At 58.4% G+C, this 17229-nt stretch carries 15 protein-coding genes and 1 pseudogene; 9 read left to right on the forward strand and 7 right to left on the reverse strand.

Annotated features, from left to right (window positions below; translation table 11 throughout):
- Positions 1–137: 137 nt before the first annotated feature.
- Positions 138–231 (reverse strand): annotated as a pseudogene (locus V6093_RS08540) (hypothetical protein); the annotation flags it as partial.
- A 257-nt stretch (positions 232–488) separates the two neighbouring features.
- Here V6093_RS08540 and nhaA point away from each other — a divergent pair.
- Complete coding sequence (gene nhaA, locus V6093_RS08545; protein WP_003251136.1) at positions 489–1850, forward strand: Na+/H+ antiporter NhaA; 1362 nt, start codon at positions 489–491, stop codon at positions 1848–1850.
- Positions 1851–2076: 226 nt separating this feature from the next.
- Here nhaA and V6093_RS08550 read toward each other — a convergent pair whose 3' ends face one another.
- The 6 genes from V6093_RS08550 to glnT all read right to left on the reverse strand — a co-directional run bounded on the left by V6093_RS08550 (position 2077) and on the right by glnT (position 8383).
- Complete coding sequence (locus V6093_RS08550; protein WP_047604726.1) at positions 2077–2433, reverse strand: hypothetical protein; 357 nt, start codon at positions 2431–2433, stop codon at positions 2077–2079.
- A 71-nt stretch (positions 2434–2504) separates the two neighbouring features.
- A complete protein-coding gene (locus tag V6093_RS08555) occupies positions 2505–3830 on the reverse strand; it encodes an ammonium transporter (protein ID WP_274094431.1) in 1326 nt (441 codons plus the stop codon).
- A 206-nt stretch (positions 3831–4036) separates the two neighbouring features.
- The gene (locus V6093_RS08560; RefSeq protein ID WP_003251143.1) at positions 4037–5359 is read right to left on the reverse strand and encodes an FMN-binding glutamate synthase family protein; all 1323 of its coding nucleotides are present in this window, start codon (positions 5357–5359) and stop codon (positions 4037–4039) included.
- A gap of 15 nt (positions 5360–5374) precedes the next feature.
- On the reverse strand, positions 5375–6058 hold the full coding sequence (locus V6093_RS08565; RefSeq protein ID WP_003251145.1) for a protein glxC: 684 nt from the start codon (positions 6056–6058) through the stop codon (positions 5375–5377).
- An 11-nt stretch (positions 6059–6069) separates the two neighbouring features.
- Entirely contained in the window at positions 6070–6975 is a 906-nt protein-coding gene (locus tag V6093_RS08570) for a glutamine amidotransferase family protein (RefSeq protein ID WP_406669768.1), read from the reverse strand.
- A 73-nt stretch (positions 6976–7048) separates the two neighbouring features.
- Positions 7049–8383 carry a type III glutamate--ammonia ligase gene (gene glnT, locus V6093_RS08575; protein ID WP_003251148.1) on the reverse strand — a complete coding sequence of 445 codons (1335 nt, stop codon included), beginning with the start codon at positions 8381–8383 and terminating at the stop codon, positions 7049–7051.
- Positions 8384–8662: 279 nt separating this feature from the next.
- On the opposite strand from glnT, the gene V6093_RS08580 reads away from it, so the two are divergent.
- From V6093_RS08580 to V6093_RS08615, 8 genes are all read left to right on the forward strand, one after another.
- On the forward strand, positions 8663–9265 hold the full coding sequence (locus tag V6093_RS08580; RefSeq protein ID WP_003251150.1) for a helix-turn-helix domain-containing protein: 603 nt from the start codon (positions 8663–8665) through the stop codon (positions 9263–9265).
- A gap of 247 nt (positions 9266–9512) precedes the next feature.
- Positions 9513–10379, forward strand: coding sequence for a formyltetrahydrofolate deformylase (gene purU / locus V6093_RS08585; protein ID WP_003251152.1), 867 nt, complete (start codon positions 9513–9515; stop codon positions 10377–10379).
- The gene (folD, locus tag V6093_RS08590) at positions 10376–11281 is read left to right on the forward strand and encodes a bifunctional methylenetetrahydrofolate dehydrogenase/methenyltetrahydrofolate cyclohydrolase FolD (protein WP_047604728.1); all 906 of its coding nucleotides are present in this window, start codon (positions 10376–10378) and stop codon (positions 11279–11281) included. The genes purU and folD overlap by 4 nt, the downstream gene beginning before the upstream one ends.
- Entirely contained in the window at positions 11263–12504 is a 1242-nt protein-coding gene (locus tag V6093_RS08595; protein ID WP_003251155.1) for an FAD-dependent oxidoreductase, read from the forward strand. The genes folD and V6093_RS08595 overlap by 19 nt, the downstream gene beginning before the upstream one ends.
- Positions 12505–12514: 10 nt before the next feature.
- The gene (locus V6093_RS08600; RefSeq protein ID WP_003251157.1) at positions 12515–12814 is read left to right on the forward strand and encodes a sarcosine oxidase subunit delta; all 300 of its coding nucleotides are present in this window, start codon (positions 12515–12517) and stop codon (positions 12812–12814) included.
- The gene (locus V6093_RS08605; RefSeq protein WP_108078953.1) at positions 12811–15708 is read left to right on the forward strand and encodes a 2Fe-2S iron-sulfur cluster-binding protein; all 2898 of its coding nucleotides are present in this window, start codon (positions 12811–12813) and stop codon (positions 15706–15708) included. The genes V6093_RS08600 and V6093_RS08605 overlap by 4 nt, the downstream gene beginning before the upstream one ends.
- Position 15709: 1 nt before the next feature.
- Positions 15710–16291 carry a sarcosine oxidase subunit gamma gene (locus V6093_RS08610; protein WP_267827945.1) on the forward strand — a complete coding sequence of 194 codons (582 nt, stop codon included), beginning with the start codon at positions 15710–15712 and terminating at the stop codon, positions 16289–16291.
- A 109-nt stretch (positions 16292–16400) separates the two neighbouring features.
- Positions 16401–17180 (forward strand): IclR family transcriptional regulator, encoded by a 780-nt coding sequence (locus tag V6093_RS08615; protein ID WP_033727036.1) that lies wholly within the window; start codon positions 16401–16403, stop codon positions 17178–17180.
- The last annotated feature ends 49 nt before the right edge of the window (positions 17181–17229 follow it).

Genomic DNA, 17229 nt, shown 5'->3' on the forward strand with positions numbered 1-17229 from the left:
TGCGGTGGGCTAGGCGGTGTAGCCTGGGCCAGCCTGCCACTGCTCGATTTTACCCTCGCGTGGCAAGCACGGTGTCGAACGCTGGGCGAAGGCATTACCGAACCCCAAAGTCGCAGCGTGCACAGCACCTTGAGACAGAACACGACCACCCTAAGTACCGCGCCCCACGACAATGATGCTGAAGAACGGAAAATGCTCCAGGAAAGCAAACAAGGCGAGCGCACTGTCTTCACAATGTGCAGGTGGCGGTGATCAGTTGGATAAATTGCCGTTCGCCAAGCCCCGCGTGCTCGGAAATCACCATAAACCGTAACGTCCGCAGGGAAAAATCCCAGACCGACGCCCCATGGGAGTGAATGGTTTGGCGCTTGTTGTTCATCTGAGAGTGGTTATTCGGTAGACTACCGGACGGGTGCCAGCTGCACGGTGCAGTGGGGCAGGTTAAAGAACAGCGCAGGTCGGGCCGCCATGCGGGAGTACCTGTGCCTATGCATAAAGTAGAATTACCTCGCGCCCAGAAACTGGCTGAGCGTGCCTTCGCCAACCTTGAACGCTTTTTGCACATTGAAGCGGTCAGCGGCATCGTTCTGTTGATTGCCGCAGTCGCTGCATTGATTTGGGCGAATTCCCCGGCTGCCGACAGTTATGAAGCCCTTTGGCATACGCCGTTGACGTTCGGCGTAGGCTCGCATGTCTATTCGCAGTCTCTGCATTTCTGGATCAATGATGGCTTGATGACCATCTTTTTCCTGGTCGTGGGCATGGAGATCCGCCGCGAAATCCACGAGGGTGCACTGTCCAGCCTGCGCCAAGCCACACTCCCCATGGCAGCCGCTGTCGGCGGCGTAGCGGTACCCGCACTCCTCTACCTGAGTTTTGGTCACGCGTCGGCAGACCAGCAAGGCTGGGCCGTGCCAACGGCGACGGATATCGCCTTTGCGGTGGGCGTATTGGCACTGCTCGGCAAGTCGATCCCGTCCAACGTACGTGTGTTCCTCCTCGCCCTGGCAATCATCGATGACATCATCGCAGTCCTGATCATCGCGTTCTTCTACTCAGGTGGCCTTGATTACACCGGTTTCGGCGTTGCACTGATCGGCCTGCTAATGGTGATCGGGCTTCAAAAGATCGGTGTGGGTTCAGCCTACGCCTACGTCCTTCCCGGTGCGATCGTCTGGCTGGGCATCTTGTTGACCGGCGCCCACCCGACCCTCGCAGGCGTCGTGCTGGGCCTGATGACACCTGTGACCGCGATGCCGATGCGTGAGCGCCCACTGGACGCCATTACCCGCTTCACCGGCGAATTGCTGGGGCGCGCCAAGGCGCCTGAGCAAGATGCCAGCGACCTCATGGACCCGTTGAAACGACTGCGCCTGGCCCAGCGCGAACTGCTGCCGCCGGTAGTGCGCATGCAAGGCACCCTGCACCCCTGGGTAGCCTTCGGCATCATGCCGGTGTTTGCCTTGGCCAACGCCGGGGTCAGCCTTTCGGGTGTCGACCTGTCCGTTGAAGGCCCCCAGTGGGTCATGATCGCCGTCGCTGTCGCCCTGGTAGCAGGAAAGCCGTTGGGCATCGTCAGCGTCAGCTGGCTGATGGTCCGCCTGGGCTGGTGCGTGCTTCCCGCCGAGGTCAACTGGCGTAGCATTGTCCTGGTCGGGCTGCTGGCCGGCATCGGTTTCACCATGTCGATCTTCATCGCCAACCTCGCGTTCGTCGACCCTGGCTCACTTGGGGCAGCGAAACTCGGCGTGCTATCCGCGTCGTTGATCGCGGCCGTGCTGGGGTTGACCTGGGGGGTGTGGAGCCTGCGTAGCGCAGCGTCTGCTACCAAAGCAGGTTCGCCCACCTAGCTACACTCCGGACTGGCGATCCCTTGCAGTTGGGCAAGCGGATCGCCACTCCCGACGCGGCTGTTCCGATTTTCAAATGGCGTTCAGCCCTGGAAATACTCAACTGCGCTCATCGACGAACTTCGCTCGGAATTGAGAAACTGGAGCCTGACGTTGGCTTACCAGGACCATGCCCTGAGGCACAGAAAAAAGGCACACACTTGCTGAAATTTGAGCATTGAGGGCATCAGAGCCAGCACTCATCCGGATCTGAGAGAGGAAGAATACCTTGGTCAATCAAATTGCCGATTTGGACGCGTATTTGGCGCTTCTGGAACCAATAGCCGACGAGCTTGAACAGCAAGTCGCACCCTGCAACGCTACCCGACCGATGCTGATCGCATGGCTGACGGAATGGATTCGAAGCCCCAATGCGCTGAGTGAGATCAGACATGATCTGCCTCGGCTTCCCCAAGGTCTGACGTCGGCGTACAGCGAGTGGAATCAGCTGGGTGGCGGCCAGTAATTGCCGCCACCTCCCGGCATGATCCTTATGCTGCTTGCCGCTCAGCAGGCTGCTGATTAGGCGCAAGGCATCGTACACGTCCTACGCCCCATGCCAGGGCCCCAGTTGTCGACTCTCCTGGGCGCAAACTGCCGGGGCGCTCTCCTCACTTAGTGGTTGTAAGCCCGCTCGTTATGCTCACCGAGGTCAAGCCCCATTTCCTCAACAGCGTCATGTGCCCGCAACCCGACGACGGCCTTTAACACTCTGAGAATGATCCAGCTCGCAATGAAGCAGTAGGCCGTTGTGAATGCCACCCCTTTGACCTGCGCGATCACCTGGTCAGCCATGGTGACGTTCTCGACCAACCCGCCCAACGACGGCACGCAGAAAACGCCCGTCAACACGGCGCCAATCATTCCGCCGATACCATGCAAGCCGAATACATCCAGGCTGTCGTCATAGCCCAGGCGCGTCTTGAGCACCGTCACGCTGAGATAACAGAACACGCCACAAAGCAGGCCGATGGCCAGCGCGCCGCCAACCCCTACATACGCACAGGCTGGGGTAATCCCGACCAGGCCGGCCAAGGCGCCACTGGCTAGCCCCAACGCACTCGGCTTACCTACCCTGAGCCACTCGGTGAACATCCAGCCCAGAATACCGGCACACGCACCGAGCTGAGTGTTGAGCATCACGATGCCTGAAAGGCCACTGAGGCCGCCGCCGGAGCCGATGTTGAATCCAAACCAGCCGACCCAGAGCATCGCCGCGCCGACCATCGTGAGGCTCAGGTTATGTGCAGGCATTGGAGCGTTTTCGTAACCCTTACGCTTGCCAAGCAGCAAACAGGCGGCAAGCGCAGCTACACCGGCGTTGATGTGAACTGCAGTACCACCAGCGAAATCCAGCACGCCCCAGTTGTGCATCAATGCCCCTGCTCCACCCCATACCATGTGGGCCACTGGCGCGTAGACAAGGGTGAACCAGATGGCCATGAACAGCAGCGCCGACGAGAACTTCATACGTTCGGCAAAAGCCCCGGCAATGAGCGCCGGAGTGATGATGGCAAAGGTCATTTGGAAGGTAACAAACACCCCTTCCGGAATGTCGCCAACCAGGCTTTCAGACGTCATGCCTGCCAAAAATGCGCGGTTCAGGCCGCCGACAAAGCTATTGAAGCTAACCTCGCCCTCAACCATGTTGGTGGTATCGACCACCATGCTGTAGCCATAAACCACCCACAGCACCCCCACCAGTCCGGCGATACCAAAACATTGGGTGAACAGTGACAGCATGTTCTTGGCTCGCACGAGACCGCCGTAAAACAGCGCAAGGCCTGGCAGACACATGAACAGCACCAGAACCGCCGCCGTTACCATCCAGGCGGTGCTGCCGGTGTTCAATGTTGGGGCATCAGCCGCCTGTGCCAGCGGTATACATGCACTGAGCGCGAACAACGCAAGAAGTGATTTGCCGGGTAGACGATTAACCATTGTGGAAGCTCCTGCGATGAATGGAAAAGTGTCTGGCAGAAAGCGAGGCGGTGAAGCGCTGGGCCGTTGAGGCCTCTTGGATGGGTCAAATCAAGAATGGCCTGAACGCAAGAGCGCACTTGCCCTTGGCGGCGGCGTGTCAGACAACAATTCAGTTGCAGACAGATCGCCGCCACGGGCACACGCGCTCCTGCATCAGGTAATGCTCAGTACTGGCTGCCTGGAATCCACGAAGTCCCTGCCAATGGCACGCGAGCCATAGCGGCGGATTCTACGGTCAAGGCCACCAGATCCTCAGGGTCGAGGTTGTGCAGGTGGGATTTGCCGCAGGCTCGAGCCATGGTTTGCGCCTCCAGCACCAGAACACGCAAATAGTTGGCCAACCTGCGCCCGCCTTCGATCGGATCAAGACGTTTTGACAGCTCCGGATCCTGCGTGGTGATACCTGCCGGGTCACGACCGTTCTGCCAGTCATCGTAGAAGCCAGCCGCAGAGCCGATCTTCTTGAGCTCATCGTCCAGGCGTGGATGGTTGTCACCCAGAGCAATCAATGCGGCCGTACCGATGGCCACGGCATCGGCACCCAGCGCCATGGCCTTGGCAACGTCTGCACCGTTACGGATGCCGCCGGAGACAATCAGTTGCACCTTGCGGTGCATGCCCATCTCCTGCAACGCCTGAACCGCCTGGGGAATGGCTGGCAGGATGGGGATACCGACGTGCTCGATGAACACTTCCTGAGTCGCAGCGGTACCGCCTTGCATGCCATCAAGCACGATCACATCGGCGCCGGCCTTCACTGCCAGCTTGACGTCGTAGTAAGGACGGCTGGCCCCGATTTTCACGTAAATCGGTTTTTCCCAATCGGTGATCTCACGGATCTCGGCAATCTTGATCGCCAAGTCGTCAGGCCCAGTCCAGTCCGGATGACGGCACGCCGAGCGCTGGTCAACGCCGATGGGCAAGGTACGCATACCGGCAACACGCTCGGTCACCTTCATGCCCAGCAGCATACCGCCGCCACCGGGCTTGGCGCCCTGCCCCAAGACGATTTCGATGGCATCGGCCTTGCGCAGGTCATCAGGGTTCATGCCATAACGCGAAGGCAGGTATTGGTAAACCAGGTGCTGGGATTGGCCGCGTTCTTCCGGCGTCATGCCACCGTCGCCCGTGGTGGTACTGGTGCCTGCAATAGTGGCGCCGCGCCCCAGGGCTTCTTTCGCATTGGCCGACAATGCACCGAAGCTCATGCCGGCGATTGTCACCGGAATTTTCAGGTGGATCGGCTTCTTGGCGAACCGGTTACCGAGGATTACATCCGTTCCGCATTTCTCACGGTAGCCTTCCAGCGGGTAGCGCGAGACGCTCGCACCGAGCAGCAGCAGGTCGTCGAAGTGCGGCAGCTTGCGCTTGGTACCACCGCCGCGAATGTCGTAGATGCCGGTCTCGGCGGCACGCTGGATTTCCTGAATAGTCAGACGATCAAAGGTGGCCGACTCGCGCAGGACTGGAGGGGTTTTTTCGCTCATTTTCTTGCTCCTGAATCAGTACGCGGAGGCGTTGTCGACTTTGAAGTTGTACAGCTGGCGAGCCGAGCCGTAGCGCTTGAAGTCACTGGCTTTCTCGTTGAAGCCGGCTTTGTTCAGAAGCGCTTGCAACTCTTCAATGTGCTCCGGGCGCATCTCTTTTTCGATGCAGTCAGAACCCAGCGACTCGACCTTTCCTTTGACGAAAATCTTCGTCTCGTACAGGGAGTCACCCAGCGCATCGCCGGCGTCACCGCATACCACAAGGCGTCCCGCCTGCCCCATGAAGCAGCTCATGTGGCCGATGCTGCCGCCGACCACGATATCGATCCCTTTCATCGAGATCCCGCAACGGGCGCCGGCGTCGCCTTCGATCACCAGCAGACCGCCATGCGCCGTAGCGCCCGCTGCTTGCGAAGCGCTGCCTTTTACTCGGACGTAGCCAGACATCATGTTCTCGGCGCAACCAACGCCGACGTTCCCGTGCACAGTGATGGAAGCCTTCTGGTTCATACCGGCGCAGTAGTAGCCGGCATGCCCCTGGATATCCACGGACACCGCTTCGTTTACGCCGACCGCGATGTTGTGCGCGCCGTCAGGGTGCGTGACGACCCATTCTCTTTCCTCAAGCGTCTTTGCTTGATCGTGCAGCGCCTGGTTAAGGTCGCGCACGGTGGTGTTGCCAAGATCAATGGTTTTCATGTGCGTGCTCCTTAAGCCGACTCGCGTTCCCAGATGTACATGGTGGCCGGAACAGGTTCCCAGACCTTGGCTTTCTCGATGCCCGGCAGGCTCGACAGCGCCTGATACTCCGAAGCCATTGCAACGTAGTCGTCGGTTTCGGCAAGAATTGCCGGCTTACACGCAATCGGATCTCGGATCACGGCGAATCCATTGCGGGTGCCGATTGCGAAGGTGAAAAAGCCGTCCAGTGCATCGAGCGAACTGTCCAAGGCGGTCTTCAGACTGTCGCCTTGCTGCAGACGCCAGGCCAGGTAACCGGCCGCGACTTCAGTGTCATTCTCGGTGTCGAACTGGATGCCTTCGCGGCGCAGTTCCTGACGCAGACGGAAGTGGTTGGACAGCGAGCCGTTGTGCACCAGGCACAAGTCAGCGCCGGTAGAGAACGGGTGGCTGCCTTCCATGGTTACGGCGCTTTCAGTCGCCATCCGGGTATGGCCGATGATGTGGCTGCCTTTCATCGAACCCAAACCGAAGCGCTCGGAGATCTCTTTAGGCAAGCCCATGCCCTTGAGGATCTCGATGCTTTTGCCGGCGCTCATGATGCGCACGTCCGGGGCCAGCTCGGCCAAAGCGGAACGTACGGCAGCTTCCTCAGCCTTGATCTTCAACACGATGGCGCTCGCATTTTGGAACCAGTCCAAAGACGCCGCGAGCTTGCCTTCCAGTGCGCCTACCAGCGCTTTGAAGTCGTAGTCATCGGTTGCTGCTTGCAAGGTCAACTTCACCCAGCCATCAGCAACTTCATCGCCGTAAATGGCGAAGCCGGCACTGTCGGGGCCGCGATCAGTCATGGCTTCCAGCATGGGTTCAAAGAGTTTGCCGAGCTGGGGCTCCAGCGCCGGATTTTTCAGGTATAGCCCCACAATTCCACACATATCGTTAACTCCTGGGCAGAAGACCCCCTACCCATTGGCAGGGTGTCAGAAAGGGTTGGTTAAACTGGCTAGATCAGAAGAACTCGGTGTAGCGCTTCACTTCCCAGTCCGAGACGTGACGGCTGTACTCCACCCACTCCATGCGCTTGAGCTTGATGAACTCACCCACGATTTCGCTGCCAAGTACCTCGGCGAACAGTGGGTCAGCCTCAAGGGCATCACAGGCTTCCTTGAGCGACTGAGGTAAGGTCTTGATGCCGCGCGCGGCGATTTCTTCAAGACTCAACTTGTAGAGGTTCTCGTTGCACACCTGGTCGATTTCCAGCTTGCGGTCGATGCCGTCCAGTCCCGCCGCGATGATTGCTGCGCTGACCAGGTAGGGGTTGCAGCCAGCATCCGGCAGGCGGAACTCCAGGCGGCCATACGGAACACGAACCATGGCCGAGCGGTTATTGGCGCCAAAAGCGATAAAGGCTGGTGCCCAGGTCGCCCCGGACAAGGAATTGCCCACAACAAGGCGCTTGTAGGAGTTGACCGTCGGCGCTGCGAAGGCGCACAAGGCTGGGCCATGTGCCAGAAGGCCTGCGGCGAAGTGGTAGGCCATTTTCGACAGGCCCATGCCGCTCGGATCGCTCGCATCGTGGAACAAGTTTTTGTTGGTCGCGCTGCTGATCGACAGGTGAAAGTGCATGCCGTTGCCCGCCCGCTTGGGATCAGGCTTTGGCATGAATGAGCAAATGATGCCCATGTCGTTGGCAATCTCACCGGCAGCCATGCGGAAAAAGGTGAACCGATCAGCTGATTCCATGGCATTGCTGTAGGTGTAATTGATCTCGAACTGGCCGTTGGCGTCTTCGTGATCGATCTGGTAAATGTCGAAACCCACTGGCTGCAAGGCTTCGGTCAGCCGCTCAAGAAACTCGCGCGAGCGGGACAGGCCTTTGTAGTCGTAGCACGGCTTGTCCAGATCATCGCTGGCGTCGACCATCTGCAGCTTGCCCTGTCCGTCGCGCTTGAACAGGCTAAATTCTGGCTCCAGTCCGGTATTCAGCGTCCAGCCACGATCGCTCAATCGCTCCACCTGCTTCTGCAGGACGTAGCGGCTGTCGTATGGCCAAGGCTTGTTCTCAACATGACCAATGCATACCACGCGGCCGTAACCTGGCTGCCATGGCACTGGCGTGAGTGAAGCCAGGTCACCCTTGGCCATGAAATCGGGGCCATGCGGTTCCATGCCCATACCGCAGATCGCGAACCCTGCGAACCCCGCCCCGGCTTCGGCAACCATCTCGAGACCCGATACGGGTACCGATTTGGTCTTGGCCGAACCATGGATATCTACGAACTGGGCCAGGACATACTTGATCCCGTGTGTCTCGATCAGGCGCTGTGTTTCTTGTGGCAACATGGACATGACTCCTGGCTGTAGCAATTCGTGGTGGGGAGGTCGATTAGTCGCCCGATCTGATTATTACGAACAGGAAACTTAATTTCCCATCAGGAATGCAATGAGCTTGCCAACTCGCTGCTGTCGCGGAAAAACTCGATTCGAGGGGAGCCTTTCTGCTTTGTTTATGGGAAAATATTTTTCCCGTGATGAATAACGCCAAGCGACCCTATCCGGCGCGGCCACATTTGCACATTCTCAGTGCGAAAATAAATTTACTGTGCGGAATTAGTGCAAGCCATGAACACACACGAAAGCCAACCCAAGCTCAAGCTTGAGCAGTACCTGGGCATCCAGATAAAACGTCAGCGCCAAGCGCAGGATCTGAAGCTTGCGGACGTGGCGCGCATAGCTGGAATCAGTCAGGGCATGCTTAGCAAGATTGAAAACGCTCAGGTGTCGACCAGCCTTGAAAACCTGAGCCGTCTTTGCGATGTGCTCGGCATGCCGATGTCAAAACTGTTCAGCCAGTATGACCAGCAAGGCAGCAGCGCGATTCTGGTCAAACGCGATGAAGGGCTGGAAGTCGTTCGCCGTGGCACGGAAAAAGGCCATACCTACCACCTGCTGAACCACACCCGTGGGCCCAAGAAAAGCTTCGAGGCGTACATGGTGAGCATGGATGACGCTAGCGAGGAATTTCCGACCTTCTCCCACCCAGGCACTGAGTTCCTTCACTTGCTGGAGGGCGAGATGGTCTACCGCCACGGGAACCAGCTCTATCACCTGGAAGCAGGTGACAGCCTGACATTCGATGCTGACATTCCCCACGGCCCGGAAAAACTGATAAGCGTCCCGATCCGCCTCCTGTCGATCATGAACTACGCCCCCGCAGAGGCCTGACCACTCAGGTTGCCACGAGTCCAGGCTGAACCTGGACTCGCCTTCTCCTCCTCCCCACGCCCACGCCCCACATTTCCTGTCAGTAAAAAATCTTTCCCATACGTGTAGACGTGTCGGCTGAATTCGCCTATAAATTCGCCATCCGGAATATTTAATTCTCTAAGAGAATATTTATTCGCGGGCGAATCTGCATTTCACCGATGAATCACCTGCCGGAAATCACGCCGCGCACCTCTGAGGACTGACCATGCAACATGAAAAAAACCATTTCATTCTCAAAATCAGCTGTCCTGCGACTTCCGGCATCGTTGCAGCAGTGACCTCCTACCTCGCAGGCAACGCTTGCTACATCGGTGAGATGGCGCAGTTCGACGATGAGTTGAGCGGCAAATTTTTCATGCGGGCGGTGTTTCGTTTCAACGATGGCCACGAAGGCGACATCGCTCAGCTGAAAGCCGGCTTCGAAGACGTCGCTCAAGCTTTCGGCATGCAGTGGGAGCTTTACGATACTCGCCAGCCGATGCGCGTACTGCTGATGGTCAGCAAATTCGACCACTGCCTCACCGACCTGCTCTATCGCTACCACAAGGGCGAAATGGACATGACCATCACGGCCATCGTGTCCAACCACCTTGATCTACGTCCTATGGCCGAGCGCGAAGGCATTCGTTTTATCTACTTGCCGGTGACCAGGGAGACCAAAGCTCAGCAGGAAGCAGCGCTGATGAAGGTTGTGGATGAGACCGGGACTGACCTCGTCGTCCTCGCCCGCTACATGCAGATCCTTTCTGATGATCTCTGCAAGCAGATATCGGGCCGTGCGATCAATATTCATCACTCATTCCTGCCCGGGTTCAAGGGCGCCAAGCCTTATCACCAGGCCTATGCGCGCGGCGTGAAACTGATTGGGGCGACGGCTCACTACGTCACCAGCGATCTGGACGAGGGCCCGATCATCGAGCAGGAAGTCCAGCGCGTCGATCATGCCTATCTGCCAGACGACCTGGTCGCCATCGGACGCGACACTGAAACCGTGGCGCTTTCCAAAGCGGTCAAATATCACCTGGAGCATCGGGTATTCCTCAACGAAGACAGAACGGTGATCTTCCGATGAGTACTTCCAAACTGATTGACGGCAAAGCGGCATCAGCCCGTGTGCTGAAGCAGGTTCGAGACGAGGTCGCCCGACTGAGCGCCGACGGCGTCTTCCCTGCGCTCGCTGTAATACTCGTCGGGCAAGATCCTGCCAGCCAGGTCTATGTGCGCAACAAAATCCTCCGTGCAGAAGAAGCGGGAATCAAATCGCTCGAGTACCGCCTGAGTGCGGAAACCTCGCAGGGTGAACTGCTCAAGCTGATCGCAGACTTGAATGCAGACAACGCCGTGAACGGCATTCTGCTGCAGCTCCCATTGCCTGAGCACATCGAGGAAACGCGTGCGTTACAGGCCATTGCCCCGGGCAAAGACGTCGATGGGTTTCACAGTGAAAATGTCGGCGGCTTAAGCCAGGGTCGCGATGTGCTAACGCCGTGCACTCCCAGCGGCTGCATGCAACTGCTTGAAGAGGCTTGCGGCGACCTGAGCGGCAAGCACGCCGTTGTCATCGGGCGATCCAACATCGTCGGCAAACCCATGGCCGCTCTGCTGCTGCAGGCGCATTGCTCGGTCACTGTGGTGCATTCGCGCAGCGTCGATGCCAAGGCCCTGTGCCGGCAGGCAGACATTGTCGTTGCCGCCGTCGGACGACCACGGATGATCGATGCAAGTTGGCTCAAGCCAGGAGCGGTGGTCATCGACGTCGGCATTAATCGCATTGAAGAGGATGGCCGCAGCAAGCTTGTTGGGGATGTCGACTTCAACAGCGCCCTGCCCCAAGTTTCAGCTATCACACCAGTTCCTGGTGGTGTTGGGCCGATGACCATTGCCTTTCTGATGAAGAACACCGTTACCGCTGCGGTTCAGCAGGCTCATGCACAACGCGTTTCCTCGGAGGCCGCATGCCTTTCAATCTCCTGAAATACGGGCTCAGCTCTGAATACCCGGTCGAAGTGGATTTGCCTGCTCCCAAGGCGCTCAAACCTTCCTACGATGTGGTAATCATCGGTGGCGGTGGCCACGGCCTGGCAACCGCCTACTACCTGTCCAAGTACCACGGCATCACCAATATCGCGGTGCTGGAGAAGGGGTATCTGGGCGGCGGCAACACGGCGCGCAACACAGCGGTCATCCGCTCCAATTACCTCACCAGCGAGGGGGTGCGCTTTTACGCCGAGTCAGTACGGATGTTTGAAGGGCTGTCCAATGAATTCGACTTCAACATCATGTATTCCCATCGTGGCCAACTGACGCTCGCCCACACCGACGCCACCGTGCGCTCGTTCCGTCAGCGTGCAGAGGTCAACAAACACTTCGGCGGGCGCACCGAAATGCTTGACCGTCAGCAGATTCGTGAGCTCGTGCCGACACTCAACCTCGACCCTGGGCATCTCCCGGTGATCGCAGGTCTCTGGCACATAGACGGCGCAACTGCCCGGCATGACGCAGTGGCTTGGGGTTACGCCAAACAGGCGGCTAAGCGTGGCGTGGAAATCCATCAGCTCACTGAAGTCCAAGAGTTGGTGATCGAGAACGGCACCATCAAGGCGGTGAAAACCAATCGCGGCACCATCCAGTGCGGCTGCGCGGTGCAAGCAGTGGCGGGCATGAGTTCGCAGTTGATGAAGAAAGCGGGTATCCGCTCGCCGATCCAGACCTTCCCTCTGCAAGCCATGGTGACCCAGCCGTTCAAGCCGTTCCTCGACCCGTTGGTGAGCTCCTCTGCCCTGCACTGCTACGTGCAACAGACCAGCCGTGGCGAAGTGGTGTTTGGCGGTGGCTCGGATCCGTACCCGCTGTTCAACACCCGCTCAACTTTGGATCTGAAAGAAAGCCTGCTGGCACACGCGATCGAGATGTTCCCGTTCTTGGCCAATGCCAAGCTGATGCGTCAGTGGGCCGGGATCACCGACATGACTCCGGATTACAGCCCGATCATGGGGTTGTCCCCGGTGAAGAACTATTACCTGGATGCCGGCTGGGGCACGTGGGGCTTCAAGGCTACGCCCATTTGCGGCAAGACCATGGCCGAACTCGTCGCCAGCGGGGGCAAGGTACCTGAACTGATCAAGCCGTTCGGCCTCGAGCGTTTCTCAACCTTCCAGCAAGTCAACGAAATGGGCGCGACAGCGGCCAGCCACTGAGGAGCAAGACATGAAAGTGATGAATTGCCCACTCAACGGGCCGCGCAACATCAGTGAGTTCACCTATGGCGGTGAGTTCAAGCAGATGCCCGATCCGCAGACGTGTACCGATGCCGAATGGGCCGACTACGTGTTCAACAGCGATGACACGTTGGGCGTGGTTTGCGAGTGGTGGATGCACAACCCCTCCAGCTATTGGTTCCTGGCCGAACGCCACACTGGCAGCGATGAGATTCTGCGCACCTTCGATCCCAAAGAGCTGTTCACCACCCGTGTTGAATTCACGACCGCCAAGGAGACCGCGCAATGAGCCGCCTACCCGCTCCCATGGGCTTGTTGATCGACCGCAATCAGCCTCTTCATTTCAGCTTTGATGGCAAAGCGTATCAAGGGTTTGCAGGTGACAGCATCGCAAGTGCCCTGCTCGCCAATGGTCGCTTCCTGCTCTCCCGCTCGTTCAAGTATCACCGCCCGCGCGGCCCGCTGACCATGGCAGGTCAAGACGCCAATACCCTGGTACAGCTGCCGAGCGAGCCCAACGTCCTGGCGGACACTCACCTGCTGGAAAGTGGTGCGCAGGTGACCGGGCAAAACTTCAACGGCTCTCTGGACAACGACAAAGACGCCTATCTTGGCAAGTTCTCCAAATTCATGCCGGTTGGTTTCTACTACCGCTCTTTCTACAAGCCTAAGGGTGCATGGAAACTATGGGAGCCCATCATTCGCAAAAAGGCCGGACTCGGCGTCTTGGATCTCAAATTCCAGCCCGAGTACTACGACAAGGCCTACCTGTTCGCTGACCTCGCGGTTGTCGGCGCTGGCCCTGCTGGACTGCAGGCGGCACTGACTGCGGCCGATGCAGGCGCACAGGTGTTGTTGATTGAGCAACAACCCATTCTGGGCGGCTCACTGACCTATGCCCGTTTCGATGTCGAAAACAATCGTGCCGATAGCCTACGCCGCGAGCTGATCAACGCTGTTGAAGGCCACGCCAACATTCAAGTGCTGAAGAAAGCTACGTGCAATGCATGGTTCACCGATAACTATCTGCCGGTGATTCAGGGTAAACGCATGTACAAGGTGCGCGCCACCCAATGCCTGATCGCCAGCGGCTCGTTTGATCAGCCAGTGATTTTCCGCAACAACGATTTGCCCGGGGTGATGCTTAGCAGCGCAGCCCAACGCCTGATGAAACTCTACGCCGTAAAGCCTGGCAAACGCGCAGTGGTACTCACGGGGAACGACGACGGTTACTACGCAGCGCTCGATCTGCACGAGCAAGGTGTTCAGGTTGCAGCGCTGGTGGACATGCGTACCAATCCCGCTGATCGCGCGTTGCTGATCGCGCTGGAAAAGCGCGGAATCCCCTGTCATCTGAACAGCACGGTGTTTGAAGCGCTGCATGAAAAAGGCATGCGCCATGTCAGCGGCGTCGACATCCGAAAAATCACCGGCCTCGGCCAGGTCGCGAATAGCAGCTTGCACCTGGATTGCGATTTGCTCTGCATGTCCGGCGGCTACATGCCGGTCTATCAGTTGCTGTGCCAAGCCGGCGGCAAGCTGTCTTATGACGATCAACTGGCTGAGTTCACCCTTAGCGGCCTGCCGAAGAATCTCAGCGTTGCAGGTTCCGCCCATGGCTTCCACGCACTGGACAACGTGCTCGCTGATGCCACTCGCACAGCCACCGAAATCATTACAGCGCTAGGCCTGGTCATCAACGTCAAGCCCCTGCCGCTGCGCCCAGAAGCGCAAGTCAATTTTCCATGGCCGATTTTCCCGCACCCCAAAGGCAAGGACTTTGTCGACTTCGACGAAGATTTGCAGGTGCGCGATATCATTAACGCCACGAAGATCGGCTATCGAGATGTGCAACTGGTCAAGCGCTACTCCACCGTGGGCATGGGGCCTTCTCAAGGGCGCCACTCAGCCCTGCCAACAGCTCGACTGGTGGCAGCGTCCACTCAGCGCAGCGTCAGCGAAACAGGCGTAACCACAGCGCGCCCTCCCTTTGAGGCGGAGAAGCTGGCCCATGTCGCGGGGCGAGCGTTTGATCCGTACCGCCAGACACCCATGCACCGCCGTCATCTGGAAGCCGGCGCAAAAATGATGCCTGCCGGTATCTGGCAGCGCCCTGCCTATTATGGCAAACCGAGCGAGCGGGATAAATGCATGCAGGCCGAGGCGCTGCACGTGCGCCGGAAGGTCGGCATCATCGACGTTTCGACGCTGGGCGGTCTGGACGTGCGCGGCCCTGACGCTGCCGAACTTCTCAACCGCATGTACACCTTCGCATTTCTCAAGCAGCCCGTGGGTCGCTCACGCTACGCGCTGATGACCAACGAACATGGCGTGGTGATCGACGATGGCGTCTGCGCGCGCTTTGCCGAAAACCACTTCTACGTCACTGCCACCACCAGCGGCGTGGATCGAATCTATCAGCAGATGCTCAAGTGGAACGCGCAATGGCGCCTGAACGTCGACATCGCTAACGTCACTGCCGCGATCTCGGCAGTCAACGTAGCGGGGCCCGACTCACGCAAGGTGCTGGAGAAGGTGTGCGCGGATCTTGATCTGTCCGCTGAAGGATTCCCATACCTGGGCGTTCGCCTGGGCACCGTGGCCGGGATCAAGGCACGTCTCCTGCGCGTAGGCTTCGTAGGGGAATTGGGTTACGAAATCCACGTACCTGCACGTTATGCGTTGAAGCTTTGGGATGCACTGATAGAGGCCGGCAAGGAATTCGACATTCGCCCGTTTGGTGTCGAGACCCAGCGCCTGCTGCGCCTGGAAAAAGGCCATGTGATCATCAGCCAGGACACCGACGGCATGACCCATCCTGGCGAAATCGACATGGGGTGGGCGGTCAGCCGTAACAAGCCGTTCTTTGTCGGTCGTCGCTCCGTGGACATCCTTGAAGCGCAGCCACAGAAACGCAAGCTGGTGGGCTTCACGCTGCCCAAGACCAGCCCGCAACCGCTCGAGGGCCATCTGGTTCTCAAGGGGCCGGACATCAGCGGTAATGTGACGTCCTGTGAGTATTCGCAAAGCCTTGATCAGATCATCGGCCTGGCCTACGCCGCCTTTGATCAGAGCACTCCGGGGCAGCAGATTCCGATCCGAGTTGAAGATGGTGTGGTCGTCCAGGCAACCGTCGTAAAGCTCCCCTTCTTCGATCCAGACAACCAGCGCCAGGAGCTTTGACATGTCCAATCTCAATGACATCGGGCCGGGCCCACTTCAGCAATGTGCGGTGGTCGACCTGACGGGGCTTCCAAGGGTTGGTTTTCGCGGCGCTCAGAGTGGCGAATACCTGCAGTCCCGCGGCTTCAGCCTTCCTGATAAGCCAAACCAGGCCATTACCCAACCGGACGGTAGCCACGTGGCGCGTCTGTCGCAGACAGAGTATTTGCTCCTGGGCAGCCTGCGAGACAGAGGTGAGCGCATCGCCGATGAAGAAGCTCGCTGGGAGATGGATCATTTGGCCAACTACCTTTTGCCTCGCGAAGACAGCCATGCGTGGATGCAGCTGAGCGGCGCTCACGCGGCTGAAGTCATGGCCAAACTGTGTGGGGTTGATCTACGCAGCGATGCATTTGCGCATGGCGCCGTTGCACAAACATCGGCTGCAAGGATCAACGTGATCGTCATCAACATCAGTGCTGAATCGCACCCGATCTTCCACATCCTGTGTGATCGCGCTTCGCTCGAGTATTTCAAGGGCGCACTAATGGATGCGATGGCCGAGTTTGATGGACGAGCCCTACAGATCGACGCGCTGTATTAAGTGATACAGATCATGCTGTGCTGACTACGCGCTGAAGCAGACCATGTCCACTGCGGTCGTGGCCGGCACACATGATATCGCTTCCCAGATCCCGGATGAGCAACGAACGATGATCGACGCCCCCGTTAAGGATGCCGACTACAGCGTACCTGCCCTAGCCCGAGGGCTCGCGGTGCTTGGCCTGTTCAACGCTCGAACGCGTAGTCTGAGCATGCAGGAGATCGCCGAGCGATTGAACGTCAGCACCTCGGCGCTGTACCGGATAGTGTTCACGTTGACCGATATGGGTTACTTGAACAAACACAACAGTCAATACGAGCTCGGAGCCCGAGTCATCAGCGATGGCTTCAGTTACCTCGCCAGCCGCGACATTGTCGATGTCGCCATGCCTCACCTGAATCAATTGCGAGATCGCACTTCTCTCTCCTGCCATTTGGCCGTGCGGGAGAATACGGAAAGCCTGTATGTCTACCGAGCGTTTGCGGCTCAGCGGCTGTCCGTCAACATTCCGGTTGGCACCCGCATCGCATGCCACTGCACGGCGATTGGCCGCATGCTACTCACCGGCCTTGACCAGGTAGAACTTGCCGCACTTTACCAACACATCCGTTTAGACGATTACCCAGCCCCTGCCCCACGGACTCAGCTCGAGCTGCAAGATATGATCGAGGGTGACAGAGCGCGAGGATGGGTGCTGCATCGTTCGGATTACTCCACTGCGATTGCGATGGCTATCAAAGACCACAGGGGAGAAGTGACGGCTGCAATCAATCTGTCAGGCCCGGATGCCGTGATGGATCCCGAGGGTGCTACGGGGAAGTTTGAGGCGCTGCTACGGGAGTGCAGCACAAAGATTAGCGCCGACCTTGGATACGTTGAAGATCGATGACTGGAATGACACCTCCTGCAGATCACAGTCGGTCACCCTATAGCGTGTT

The sequence above is a fragment of the Pseudomonas putida group bacterium ESBL64 genome, from assembly GCF_045277175.1.
Taxonomy (GTDB): domain Bacteria; phylum Pseudomonadota; class Gammaproteobacteria; order Pseudomonadales; family Pseudomonadaceae; genus Aquipseudomonas; species Aquipseudomonas alloputida.